Source organism: Paraburkholderia hayleyella, from assembly GCF_009455685.1.
Taxonomy (GTDB): Bacteria; Pseudomonadota; Gammaproteobacteria; order Burkholderiales; family Burkholderiaceae; genus Paraburkholderia; species Paraburkholderia hayleyella.
In genome coordinates this window covers 386542-398750 of sequence record NZ_QPES01000002.1, presented here as the reverse complement: position 1 = coordinate 398750, position 12209 = coordinate 386542, and the positions used below count along the sequence as shown (strand labels likewise).

Annotated in this window: 11 protein-coding genes; 4 read left to right on the top strand and 7 right to left on the bottom strand. The window is 56.9% G+C overall.

Annotated features, from left to right (window positions below):
* Positions 1-302: 302 nt before the first annotated feature.
* On the bottom strand, positions 303-593 hold the full coding sequence (locus GH657_RS16135) for a DUF3331 domain-containing protein (protein ID WP_174770006.1): 291 nt from the start codon (positions 591-593) through the stop codon (positions 303-305).
* A gap of 376 nt (positions 594-969) precedes the next feature.
* On the opposite strand from GH657_RS16135, the gene GH657_RS16130 reads away from it, so the two are divergent.
* Positions 970-2052, top strand: a complete 1083-nt coding sequence (locus GH657_RS16130) for an AI-2E family transporter (RefSeq protein WP_153102048.1) — start codon at positions 970-972, stop codon at positions 2050-2052.
* 19 nt (positions 2053-2071) lie between these two features.
* On the opposite strand, the gene GH657_RS16125 is transcribed toward GH657_RS16130, so the two are convergent.
* From GH657_RS16125 to GH657_RS16110, 4 genes are all read right to left on the bottom strand, one after another.
* Positions 2072-2929 (bottom strand): alpha/beta hydrolase, encoded by an 858-nt coding sequence (locus tag GH657_RS16125; RefSeq protein ID WP_153102047.1) that lies wholly within the window; start codon positions 2927-2929, stop codon positions 2072-2074.
* Between the two features lie 160 nt (positions 2930-3089).
* The gene (locus GH657_RS16120) at positions 3090-4199 is read right to left on the bottom strand and encodes an OpgC domain-containing protein (protein ID WP_153102046.1); all 1110 of its coding nucleotides are present in this window, start codon (positions 4197-4199) and stop codon (positions 3090-3092) included.
* Between the two features lie 523 nt (positions 4200-4722).
* Positions 4723-5121 (bottom strand): DUF883 domain-containing protein, encoded by a 399-nt coding sequence (locus GH657_RS16115; RefSeq protein WP_153102045.1) that lies wholly within the window; start codon positions 5119-5121, stop codon positions 4723-4725.
* A 92-nt stretch (positions 5122-5213) separates the two neighbouring features.
* Positions 5214-6299 carry a calcium:cation antiporter gene (locus GH657_RS16110; protein WP_153102044.1) on the bottom strand — a complete coding sequence of 362 codons (1086 nt, stop codon included), beginning with the start codon at positions 6297-6299 and terminating at the stop codon, positions 5214-5216.
* 259 nt (positions 6300-6558) lie between these two features.
* On the opposite strand from GH657_RS16110, the gene GH657_RS16105 reads away from it, so the two are divergent.
* Together GH657_RS16105 and GH657_RS16100 are read left to right on the top strand one after the other, a co-directional pair.
* Positions 6559-7713 (top strand): acyl-CoA dehydrogenase family protein, encoded by a 1155-nt coding sequence (locus GH657_RS16105; RefSeq protein WP_153102043.1) that lies wholly within the window; start codon positions 6559-6561, stop codon positions 7711-7713.
* 295 nt (positions 7714-8008) lie between these two features.
* On the top strand, positions 8009-8335 hold the full coding sequence (locus GH657_RS16100; protein ID WP_153102042.1) for a DUF4148 domain-containing protein: 327 nt from the start codon (positions 8009-8011) through the stop codon (positions 8333-8335).
* A gap of 153 nt (positions 8336-8488) precedes the next feature.
* Here the strand turns inward: GH657_RS16100 and GH657_RS16095 are convergent, their stop codons facing one another.
* On the bottom strand, positions 8489-8935 hold the full coding sequence (locus GH657_RS16095) for a CBS domain-containing protein (protein ID WP_153102041.1): 447 nt from the start codon (positions 8933-8935) through the stop codon (positions 8489-8491).
* Between the two features lie 297 nt (positions 8936-9232).
* On the opposite strand from GH657_RS16095, the gene ribA reads away from it, so the two are divergent.
* Positions 9233-9880, top strand: a complete 648-nt coding sequence (gene ribA, locus GH657_RS16090) for a GTP cyclohydrolase II (protein ID WP_153102040.1) — start codon at positions 9233-9235, stop codon at positions 9878-9880.
* A 96-nt stretch (positions 9881-9976) separates the two neighbouring features.
* Here the strand turns inward: ribA and GH657_RS16085 are convergent, their stop codons facing one another.
* Positions 9977-12016, bottom strand: coding sequence for a glycoside hydrolase family 3 protein (locus tag GH657_RS16085; protein WP_425495763.1), 2040 nt, complete (start codon positions 12014-12016; stop codon positions 9977-9979).
* Positions 12017-12209 lie beyond the last annotated feature (193 nt).

The following is a 12209-nucleotide window of genomic DNA, read 5'->3' as shown; positions in this document are numbered from 1 at the left end:
AGCCCGCCGTGACAAATATGAACAGAAGATGAAGCGCAGCGGCTGATCACTCTCCGCGAAATAACGGTACAAAAAGCCAAAAAACAGATAATTCCAGCTGAAACCAAAATAGCCTTTTTCCACCACGGGCGCCGAATGATCACAGAAGTCGCCATCCTGTTTTTCCTGAGTCAATTTGCGCGAAACTGGAAAATACTCGAAATGTGATTCGGCTTAAGCAGAAAATAATCTTTGCTGTTTGGACGGGGCGACGTTGAATAAAAACAAAATGAAAAGGCGGGTGATCGATTGTGCAAGATGCGCTAGATGCATTCCGTAAGACTGTTGATAAGCTCGGCTGAAATCATGGCAGTTGCATTGGCGGGCGCGGGACGTTCGGCAGGCTTGAATACGGCATCGCCTCGGCGAATTTTGCAGCACGATACCGCACATGTCCCCGACGTATGTGCGGAGCGTCTGCGCCAGCGCTGTTCGCCATAATGACAGCGGCCAGGCTCTACCCAACGTATGACCAAGGTGGTATCTGAGCGCTCCAGAATTTCGATGCGCACGCCATTGGTGCCATTCAGGGGTAAAAATGCGGTGGAAGTCATCGTCAACTCCGTGAGTAGGATTGGCGAATGTAGCCGCCCCCGGCATCTTGCGCCATTACCTCGCAGGAATACAGTGTTTTAAAAATAGCAATAATGCCGCATCAGTTAAGGTGCCGGTTAACTTCCAGCCCCGATCCAATCCTTAATGAGATGACTTCCGCTGCTTTATGTAGATTGGGTAATTCGATGCGGCATAACTCAGCTATATGCCGCAGCAATTAATGAGATATTGGGAGGGGTGTAATAACAGAGCGTGTCAGGTGCGGCATTTCTATTAAGATGGCGCATTGTTACAGGTTTCTTTCAGTCTTGTCGCTGCAATAGTTTTCGTCTGAACGAAGCGGCAAGGTTCTGTACCCTATCTAGTCGAGGTTGTATGAGCTTGCGTTTGCCCGTGTTGCCGAACAAGGCGGCTTCCCCCAATCACCGAAAAATGCAGCACGCCGCGCTGGCGGTGTTGTATACCGCGCTGGTTTTGCTTGCTGTATGGGTGGTGCGTGATTTCATCCGGCCTGTGGTCTGGGCTGCCGTCGTTGCGATTGCATTGTGGCCGCTGCTGCGTTTGATTGAAGGATCTTCATGGTTCAGGGGCCGGGCAACATTGATTGCCGGTTGCCTGACGCTGGCGGTGTCGCTGCTTTTGTTATTGCCATTGGGTATTGGGATCGCTCAGGCAAGCAACGAGGCACATGATCTGATCGTCTGGTTTAGAACCGTTCAGGAAAATGGCATTCCATTGCCGCATTTCGTGGAGCATCTGCCTTTCGGCGCGCACCAGGTGACGGCATGGTGGCAAGCCAATCTGGCCCAGCCCTTGCGTGAATCACCCGCCATCAAAAGCTTGCATGGTGCGGCGTTGATGACATTCAGCCGACACTTTGGCATGCATGCGGCACATGGGCTCATGCTGTTTGGCTTCATGCTGGTCACCCTGTTTATTATTTTCCGGGCTGGATCACGGTTATCGGACACCTTGCTCAAAGGGGCCTGTCGTGCGTTTGGGGACGACGGCGCAAAACTCGTTGCGCAAATGGCGAAAGCAGTACGCGGCACGGTGTCGGGGCTCGTCGTGGTCGGGCTCGGCGAAGGGCTCTTGCTAGGCGTGGCCTACATTCTGGCGAGCGTGCCGCACGCTGCATTGCTTGGCCTGATCACTGCGCTTGCCGCGATGCTGCCCTTTTGTGCTCCGCTTACGTTTTGCGCGGCAGCGTTGTGGTTATTGCTGAATGGCTCACTCGCCAGCGCCATTGCGCTGGTGGTGTTTGGCTTTGTCGTGGTGTTTATCGCCGAACATTTTGTGCGTCCGGTACTGATTGGCAATTCGGCGCGGCTGCCATTTTTGCTGGTGTTATTTGGCATTCTGGGCGGAGCCCAAACTTTCGGTTTGCTTGGGCTCTTTATTGGCCCTGCCCTGATGACCGTGCTGATGGTGCTCTGGAGCGAGTGGGTCAGACACTGACCCGGCAACAGGCTGGACGTTATTCGCGCGTGGGCGATTTGATACAGCCCAGCGCATACCGGAGCGCATGAGGCAAAAGCGTGCGCCAAACGTCCCAGGTATGGCCACCGCCAACAATCCTGAGCGCTGCCGGGTTGCCCACCTGACGCAGATGCGTATACAGCAGCGACGCTTCGGCCTGGATAATCAGATCATCGTCGCCTGCTGCGATAAACATCGGAAGGCGATATGGCTTGCTCAGATAGCGTGGCCATAACGCCGGATAGTTGAGGGCATGCCAGATACGCGGATCGAACTGCTGTTCGCCGAACACTCCGACGCGGCGTGCCGCGGAATCCGCAGGGGGCTCGTCGGCATAGATCGCCGGGCTGAGTAACAACGCTCCGCAAAAATATCGGGGATGTGTCATCGCGTAGCGCAGCGCGCCAAATCCCCCCATTGAAACCCCGCCAATTACACGGGCATTGCGTTGGGCCAAAACCCCATAGTGTTTTTCGATTTCAGGCATCAGATCTTCGAAAAATGCCGTTTCGATTTTCTCCTTGCGATCGACGTACCAATCGGTGCCGCCTTGCGGCATGACGATCACTACCGGCGCGATCTCCTTGCGTTCAATTAATGCATCAGCCGTGGCTTGCAGATTGCCCTGGGTGATCCAGTCGGTAGCGTTGCCGTTATTGCCATGCAGCAGATACAACACCGGATAATGCGTGGCTTCTGACGTGGAGAAATAACCCGCTGGTAGATACACCGTATAGGCCCAGTCGCGCGCCAGCGCCGCGGAGTGGAACGTGCGGTTGAAGACGGTGCTACCCAATGCCGGTGTGCTGGCTACTACAGCCACGAGTAGTGTCACAAGTCCTGTACGAAGCCTCATGTGAAAGCCTGTGCCGGCTGGCAGATACCGCTGCATCCAGGCGGCAACCTGCCGGATGCGCTGCATGAGGCAGAGCGTTGGTGTTGGCATTGACGCGGGTATTGACGCTGGCCTGGCGACAGCACAAACGCTGCGAGAAACAGCCGGAATCGGCATCGTCTTAACCCGAGGTTTTAAAACGAAAGGCGAAGAGCCTCGGATAGATTCGTGCAACTGGCCCAGCCGCCTGGGCTACGCCGATGAGCGCACTAATGGCGATTGCATCTGCCATGAGCCCGAGCGGCAGGTTCAGGTAGCCGCTGGTCGCGGTGTAAAGCAGCGAATCGATCACCAGTGAAATTGCCGAGCCAGCGATAAAACAAAGCAGGCCGTGACGGCCAATCAGGCCCACCCATGGCAGCCAGCGAGCGAGACGTCCGGCCCAGCCTAGCCGGATCAGGTTGGCGATGAGCCATGCGATGGCGAGAAAATTCACCACTCGCAGCCAGGAAAGGTTTGGTTTAAAGATGCCAATGAGCGGTACATGCTCGAACAGCAGTTTGTAGCAAGCCGCGGCAGCCACGATAGCCAGTGCGAGGACGTTGATAAGCCAGCCATGGCGCGCCGCGCTCAGACGCGGATACACCGGCTGGCAGCGCATCACGATGCCTAGCACGAACAATAGTTGCCAGGCAAACGGATTGAAATCCCAGCGCGTGCCCGCGGCAACCGGCAGGTAACCATAGAGCGCGGGCGCGCTGGCCCAGAGCGCGACGCTGCCGGCCAGCAGTAACCAGGGGCGGGTGCGGGCAAGCGGCAAAATCACCGGCACGATCAACGCGAACCCGGCATACATGGGCAGAACCGATGCGAGATAAGGCTGACGGCGCAGCAGCAAAATATCTCGCAGCGCGCTGGCGGGCGTGGCGGCCAGATCGGTGAGATCGGTTGTCGTGAGGTTGGGGGCGTCAATACTGAAGGCAATCAGCACGGCGCTAACCAGCAACATCAAGCCTGCAGTGACGAGAAAGGCGCGGTAGATTTCGAGCGCGCGGCGCAAGAAGCGCTGTTGTGCAACGGTTTCGCTGCGCCGTTCGGCGAGCGCGGCATAGGCCGTCGCCGTGGCAAACCCGCCCAGAAACACAAAGACTTCGGCCGCATCGCACAGCGCATACGCATGCAGCGTAATACGCGAGAGGATGCTGCCGCCAATGTGATCGACAACGATAATCAGAAGAACCAGCCCGCGAAAAAAATCAAGTTCGACGAGACGGGATTGAAACTTGGGCATATCGGGAAACTCAAGCCAGGCGGAGCCTGGTCACGGTGAACTGGATCGCACGTGCCCGGTTGCAGCGGGTGCGCCGCGCTGGCCCGGGGAGAAAAGAACAGCCTGAAATACTGGCTATATCAGCTGTATCAGCTATATCAGATGAAAAGGCGAATTCTCGCATATCCGAAGGATTTACCCCCCGGGCTGCCGATGACGCTCTTTTTTCCGCATGGCCATGGCGCTGGATGGCAAATCCTGACGCTGGCCATGAGCCTCACGAGCAGCATAAGCACAAGCGTCATCGACTCCTGTAAAAACTCACCTTGGTAACGGCGAAGGCAATGCACCCATTGCGCAGTTTTTTGCTGCATATTTGCCAGAAATGGCGCGAGTGGCATGAAAGAAAGAGCCTGCCGCCAGATAAGCCGCGATTTCCCCCTTGGCCGAAGAAAATACCGACACTTATCGTGCGATGTTCTGACAGATTTCATGCCAGGCCAAGGTGAGACGATACGGGAGAAAAGGTGAGCATTAACAGGGGTCAAGTGGTTTCAATGTCGCGCAGGATCTGTGCAACCTGACTATGCCCATGAAGGATCGCTGGACTCTCCTGCAACAACGCCTGGTAGCGCTCCATGAATGGGTTTTCAGTTCCACTGGCTGTGAACAGGCGCGTGACGGCTTCCACCGAAGCCAGACGCTCGTCAACCCCCGCTTTTTTATCGTCGAGCGTTTCGTCGACATTGGCGATGACGCTGGAAAGCGGCGTGATCCAGCGAAACCCCGAGCCATTGATTAGCATCTGCAAAAACGCCGCGGGTGTGACGGGGCCAAATTCGCGTTCGTAGACGGCCCGCTCGTGATCGAGAATGGCCTTGTGCAAGTTCAGCAGCGGCCGGCGCACGTCATTGAGAAACTGGATAGCACGTTGTTCATTCATGGTTTCACTCCTTCGGAAATAGCATTGAGCATTGAGCATCGGCATCACTACCACAACTGACGCCGCCCATGCCGGGCAATACGGCTGGCGCGTCACGGGGCAAATGACAGGAACAGGTAAGCCGCGAAGAGCGACAGATGGACCGCGCCTTGCAAGATGGTGGTGCGCCCGGTACTCAAGGTGAGCGTGCCGACTAGCAATGTGAGCAGCAACAGCACCGTTTCCTTGCCATCGATGCCCAGCACTAAAGGCCCGCCGGTCCAGAGAAACACGACAGCGACCGTTGGAATGGTCAGGCCGATACTTGCCAGCGCCGAGCCTAGCGCGAGATTCAGGCTGTTTTGCAAGCGGTTGGCGCGTGCGGCCCGCACGGCAGCGAGCCCCTCAGGCAATAGCACAAGCGCTGCAATCACAATCCCGACAGCGGAGGCGGGCGCACCCACGTCGCGGACGGCGGTTTCGACAGCCGGTGAGAGCAGTTTGGCTAGCAACACCACGGCAACGAGGCAGACGACCAGCAGCACAAGGCTCACAAGTGCCACGGAGCGGCTGGGCGGCTCGGCGTGGACGTCTTCGTCGGCCACTGCCGCCAGAAAATAATCCCGGTGACGCACGGTTTGAACAAAAACAAACACGCCATACAGCACGAGTGATGAGATTCCTGCGAACGCGAGTTGTGACGATGAAAGCACCGGCCCTGCGTGGGTCGTGGTGTAGTTGGGCATCACCAGTGTGAGAACCGAAAGTGACGCCAGCACGGCGAGCGCGGCGCTAGCGCCACGAATCTGAAAGTCTTGCTCACGATGGTGCAGCCCACCCACCAGCAGACAGATGCCGACAATTCCGTTGCACACGATCATCACGGCAGCGAACACGGTGTCGCGCGCGAGGCCCGCTTTTTCCGGACCTGCTGTCAGCATCACGGACACGATCAGGGCGACTTCGATCACGGTCACGGCGATAGCCAGCACGAGCGTGCCAAAAGGTTCGCCGACACGATGCGCCACGACTTCGGCATGATGCACGGCCGCGAACACCGAAGCGGCCAGCGCCCCGCCAAACAATGCCAGCACTATGCCCCCGTGGCTGGGCATCACGAAAGCTGCACCCAGCACGATCCAGGCGGCAATCGGCGCCCACATGGTCCAGCGAGACAATGCAGGGGAGGTCGTAGTCATGCGGTGAGTTTCCTGTGGATTCGATACGGCGAAAAAAGAGGAGGGGGTGTTGCATGTGTTTGTTGCACGTTTGTGCGTATTCTCGCAGAGCCAGCCTGCTTCGTGAACGTCCAAGGTACCGGAAGATGCGTGACATGCACCATCCGGACTATATCTGTTGGCTATCGTTGAGAAAAACGCCTGCCGCGCACCTGACTCGCGCGATGCCTGGCGGTATCCTTGCAACTTCATCAATACACCGAATATTCAAGGAGCGTCCGTGATTCGTAGTGAAGAAACGCTGAACCTGCTGCTCGACAGCATTGCCCGTTTCGTGCGCGAGCGGCTCGTACCGAATGAAGCGCTCGTCGCTGAAACAGATCAGATTCCCCCAGCGCTGCTACAGGAAATGAAAGATCTGGGGTTGTTCGGCCTGTGTTTGCCTGAGGAGTATGGCGGTCTGGGCCTGACGATGGAAGAAGAAGTGCTGGCTGCGTTCGAACTGGGCCAGACCTCGCCGGCCTTTCGCTCGGCAGTGGGAAGCAACAATGGCATAGGCTCGACGGGCATCGTGAACGACGGCACCCCTGAACAAAAAGCCCAGTATTTGCCGCGTCTTGCCTCGGGCGAGCTGATTGGTGCGTTCTGCCTGACAGAACCCGAGGCAGGCTCGGATGCCGCATCGTTGCGCACCACGGCGCGACGCGATGGCGATCATTATGTGTTGAATGGCACCAAACGATTTATCACCAATGCCCCCGAGGCGGGGCTTTTCACGGTCATGGCGCGTACCGATCCAGCGGGCAAGGGGGCGGAGGCCATTTCCGCGTTTCTCGTTGAAGCGGGCACGCCGGGGCTGACGCTGGGCAAGATCGACAAAAAGATGGGGCAAAAGGGCGCGCATACCTGCGATGTGATTTTCGACAATTGTCGTGTGCCGTTAGCGGGCCTGATCGGCGGCAAGGAAGGGGTGGGGTTTCGCACGGCAATGAAAGTGCTCGACAAGGGCCGGTTGCATATTGCAGCAGTGGCGACAGGCGCCGCGCAACGCATGTTGCGCGATGCCGTGCGATACGCGCTGGAGCGTAAGCAGTTTGGCCGGCCGATTATTGATTTCGAACTGATTCAGGCGATGCTGGCTGACAGCCAGGCTGAAATTTACGCCGCGCGCTGCATGATCGTGGATGCCGCCCGGCGCCGTGATGCGGGCCTGCGAACCACGAGCGAGGCATCTTGCGCCAAGATGTTCGCCAGTGAAATGTGTGGCCGGGTCGCGGACCGGGCAGTGCAGATTTTCGGCGGCGCAGGCTATATGAGCGAATATGGAATCGAGCGGTTTTATCGTGATGTGCGCCTGTTTCGCATCTATGAAGGCACGACCCAGATCCAGCAGATTGTGATCGCGCGCGAGCTGCGACGACAATTCGAAAATTAATGACGGTGGATGAGCAGGGCGATGGCCGCGGACAAAATGAGTCGCGGCGCGTACATTCAAACCGGTTTGCCCAATGACATTTTTACTATAAAAACACGTTGATTATTGCGATTAAATAATGGGGTTCGGTTTTTATATTCTCCATAATCGCTTATTGTTTCAAATTTTGTAACTATTTTTCTGTAAATCAAGGGTTTTTCGTCTTAATCCTGCTGGCTACACTTCAGTCACTCACTTGCCCCGCTGTACCCGATGCGAGGGCAAGGAATACCCAACACTCTGAAGGTAGGTCATCATGAAATCGCTTCTTCAAGCTGTGGCTATCGCAACTATTCTGGCTACGCCAATCGCTTCATTTGCCCAGACCAGCCAGCCGCTCACGCGCGCTCAGGTTCGTGCGGAGCTCGTCCAGCTCGAACAGGCGGGTTACAACCCTGCAACAGCGGGCGATAACACCACCTATCCTGCCCGGCTTCAGGCCGCAAGCGGGCGTCTCGCGTCTTTGGGGCACCCCGGCGTGGCCAATACAAGTGGTTATGGCGCATCCATGAGTGGCTCGTCGCAAGCGGGCGCGGCGGCGACCTCCGCGGCACCGGCCCAGGCGGTTTATTTTGGGCACTGATTTCACGCCTTGATTTCAGCCTGGCCTTCAGTTTTCAGTTATTTCACGGTGATTCACGGTCGTTAATCAAACGAGCCCGATACGCTCCGGTTTCCGGGCGTATCGAGTTCGTTTTGCAGCGTTGAGAGGTGCGCCAGATACGAGGCTTCAGGTTCAGGTCCGCTCACCACCCTTGATGTAGTGTTCCAGTTGCTGGATTGTGAACTGTTGCTCGGCAATGATGTTTTTCACCAGATCCCCAATTGATACCATGCCTACCAGCCGGTCCTGGTCAATCACTGGCAAATGGCGCATGCGCCGCTCGGTCATGAGCGCCATGCAGTCATCGGTGGTTTCAGTCAGCCGGACAAAGCGAACGGCGCGGCTCATGATATCGCGCACCGCAGTCGCCTTGGAGGCGCGGTCAAGCAACACCACCTTGCGAGCGTAGTCACGTTCTGTGACGATGCCGACGATTGCTTCCCCCTCAGTGACAACCAGTGCGCCAATCTGCTTTTCCGCCATGAGTTTGACCGCATCGAATACGGAATCTGACGCGGCAATGGTATAGACCGTTGTAGCGTCTGATTTCGATTTCAAAACTTGTGCAACGCTTGTCATTAATGTGCTCCTTCTAACGGTACGGCCTGTCGTAGTATCGACAGGCCGTTGTTTCGCGCTATCCCGCTTTGCCACGCGTCGATGCGTTACCCGATGTTACGGCGATTATGAGCGGGCACTGGGAGTTTCAGTATAAAGCGCGCGGATAATGGACGCGATTCGTTTTACGGCATTCACTTGCTTGTAGACGTCTGCTACCGTTTGAGGCCGAACGCTCAGTCATGATTAGCGCTAGACTCATATATTGTTCAGCTTCCCGCTGCACAAGCGGTTTTTTCAGCCCTTGCATCACACCTTATGCCTAGTTTTCATGATTTACCGCCCGAAACAGGCGAGCCTTCCGACACAGGTGTCGTCCTTGATGCTACGGCCCAGCTTCCCACGCGTTACGGCACCTTTACTTCGTTTGTATTTCGCGTGCCGGACGGTGGGGCGGAGCATCTTGTCCTCGTGATGGGCGATGTGGCACATCAAAATTCGGTGCTAGTGCGTCTGCATTCCGAATGTCTAACGGGTGACGTGTTCGGCTCCTATCGCTGCGATTGCGGTGAGCAGCTTGATCTGGCGTTGCGCTATATCGCGGCGGAAGGTCAGGGCGTGCTGCTCTACATGCGGGGACACGAAGGGCGGGGTATCGGCCTGAGCAACAAGATTCGTGCCTATGCGCTGCAAGAACAGGGGCGGGATACGGTCGATGCCAATCTTGAACTGGGTTTGCCCGACGACGCGCGCGAATATGATTCGGCGGCGGCGATCTTGCGCATGCTCAATGTGACTTCAGTGCGTCTGATGAGCAATAACCCGGAAAAATTCGATACGCTGGCCCGGCACGGTATCCCCGTCTGCGAGCGGGTGGCGCTAGCCATTCCGGCGCGATCGCAAAATGCGCATTACATACGGACCAAGCAGGTTCGGTTGGGGCATTACCTCGACGAGAATGAGTAAGCGTCCGGGTTTATTCTTCGTCAGCAGGGGCAATAAAAGGTGGCCGGCCTCAATTTTGAAGCCGGTGCACGGGTCAATTCTCTTTTTGCATGCGGCTCAATACTGCAAGCCGAAACCACGCGGATAACGTAGCGGACCTAGCGTCCCATCGGCATTCTGTGCATGGATGACGACTGGTAGTTTCCCCACCGGGCGTTGTACACCCAGCATCACATCGACCGCAACGGGCATTGATGGGCCGCGCAGCCCCCCTTCATACCCGTAGTACGAGTAGGTAGCCAGCGTTGCATCGGCGATATCGTCATAAGTAACGACGTCATATGGGGCGCGCATCGACACATGGATCAGCGTTTTCCGCGCGGCCTTCGCATATTCCATTGCATAGCGCAACTGCTGAGCCTCACTGGGAGCGGCAGCCTGCAGCCCGCGCAGAATACTTGCGTGAGCGGTGGAAGCCGGACGATCGTCATCGACGTTGAAAACCAGGGAACCTTCAATTCCGCTCATCGCTGATGGCTGCCGCATCGCAAGAAGCTGCTGCCGTACCGTGGGTGCATCTGGATCGCCGTTGCGTTCGACGGGCGTCACACCGGAGGACAGCGTGCCGACGATCACGATGTCCGCCATGTCGATAGCCTGTTTCTGGATAGGCCACGGCGTATTGCTCAGCTTTGCGCCCGTCACAAGCGGATAGCCCAGTTCGGCGAAGCGGCGGCGCATCGCCTCTGCCTGCTCGCCCCATGGCGTCAAAATGAAGATCCTTTTGCCTTGCGCCTGCAACGGCAAGGTCGCGTTCGCGTTGTGTAACAACGTGATGGATTTTTGCGTGATATCGTGCTCGATCGCCCGGTGCTCGGGGCTGCCGATCGACGCCAGATCGGGTACCGGATGACCCCGGCCATTCGGCGTAACGCCGTTGCGCAGCTTCATCTGCACAATCCGGCTCACCGAACGCTCGAGTTCCGCGCGGTTGATCTGGCCTGCTTCAACTGCAGCGGTTACCCGGTCCACCAGCGCCGTGAGTCGGCCTGCGTCAGCCTCTGTGCGAAACTCCACAGGCATGAGGGCGATATCGACATCCGCCTGAAAAATCCTGATAACGGCGTCAGCCTGCTCAAAGAAATCCGCAATCCCCTTCATATCCAGCGCATCGGTGATCGTAACGCCCCGATAACCCAGCTCGTCGCGCAAGATATCGTGCTGGATCTTTCTGGACATTGTGGCGGGCACGATCATCTGTTCGCCCGTCCGGGTCGTAATGTGCGTGTCATCGAGTGCGGGATACTGGATATGTGCCGTCATGATCATGTCTGGAACCTCTCCAGACACAATGGCCTGCCGGTATGGCGCGAGATCAATGGCATAAGCATCGGCGCGCGATTTGTTGACGACAGGCAAGCCATAATGGGAATCCGTGGTGGTGTCCCCATGGCCTGGAAAGTGCTTGAACGTACCGATCACGCCCTGGCTTGCCATACCTTGCGCGGCGCGGCGGCCCAGAAGGCTGATCGTGGCCGGGTCGTCACCATAAGAACGAACGTTGATAACCGGATTAAGCGGGTTGCTGTTGACATCCACATCCGGTGCGAAGTTGACATTGAATCCTGTCGCTGCGATTTCAGCTGCGAGTACGCGGCCTTCGTCGTAAGCAAGCCGGCTATCTTGCGTCGCCTCATACGCTGCCCCAAGCGCCATGTTCCCAGGCATCGACGTCGCTTCGATACGCGGCAGGCGGAACACGTTGCCGCCTTCTTCATCGGTTCCGATGAGCAGGCCAACCGGTTGGTCCTGAGGCACCGAGCGCTTGATCTTGCTGATCAGCCGTTGGGTTTGCTCAATGCCAATCAGGTTGTTCGAGAACAGAATGACGCCACCGATCCCGTTGTCCCGCAACGCGTTGCCGGCGGCATCTGGAAATTCAGTCATGCCGCTCGTGCAATCAGGCTGAGCGTCGGAGCACCAGTAGCGGAATGCCATCATGATTTTCTGGCCAACCTTTTCGCGGGTCGACATCTTCTCGACGATGCTATTTGCCTGCATTTCGAGGGTCGTGTTATCGACATCCGACGAACATCCGTTCAATAGCGTGAGGGAGATCAACCCCATGAGCAGATGACGGGATCTTGATTTTTTCATTCGCATTATTTTTTCGTTCACCCAATGATAGTTGGGTAGATGCTAACTCAACCCGCCCCTGGACTGTCAACGTAACGTATTGGGTATTGGCGCAGGCAAGGGGTGAACGCGTGTGCTCAAGCTTAAACTCAAGCAGGCTTTACCTTGATGTCTGGCCGTTTGCCAAACATTTGCAGTGCCGTGCTGGAGCGCC

Excerpts from the sequence above, each read along its gene's own strand:
- GH657_RS16135 (WP_174770006.1), bottom strand. The coding sequence starts at position 593 with ATGACTTCCACCGCATTTTTACCCCTGAATGGCACCAATGGCGTGCGC.
- GH657_RS16120 (WP_153102046.1), bottom strand. The coding sequence starts at position 4,199 with ATGCCCAAGTTTCAATCCCGTCTCGTCGAACTTGATTTTTTTCGCGGG.
- GH657_RS16085 (WP_425495763.1), bottom strand. The coding sequence starts at position 12,016 with ATGAAAAAATCAAGATCCCGTCATCTGCTCATGGGGTTGATCTCCCTC.
- ribA (WP_153102040.1), top strand. The coding sequence starts at position 9,233 with ATGCCTAGTTTTCATGATTTACCGCCCGAAACAGGCGAGCCTTCCGAC.
- GH657_RS16110 (WP_153102044.1), bottom strand. The coding sequence starts at position 6,299 with ATGACTACGACCTCCCCTGCATTGTCTCGCTGGACCATGTGGGCGCCG.
- GH657_RS16100 (WP_153102042.1), top strand. The coding sequence starts at position 8,009 with ATGAAATCGCTTCTTCAAGCTGTGGCTATCGCAACTATTCTGGCTACG.
- GH657_RS16125 (WP_153102047.1), bottom strand. The coding sequence starts at position 2,929 with ATGAGGCTTCGTACAGGACTTGTGACACTACTCGTGGCTGTAGTAGCC.
- GH657_RS16115 (WP_153102045.1), bottom strand. The coding sequence starts at position 5,121 with ATGAATGAACAACGTGCTATCCAGTTTCTCAATGACGTGCGCCGGCCG.
- GH657_RS16095 (WP_153102041.1), bottom strand. The coding sequence starts at position 8,935 with ATGACAAGCGTTGCACAAGTTTTGAAATCGAAATCAGACGCTACAACG.
- GH657_RS16130 (WP_153102048.1), top strand. The coding sequence starts at position 970 with ATGAGCTTGCGTTTGCCCGTGTTGCCGAACAAGGCGGCTTCCCCCAAT.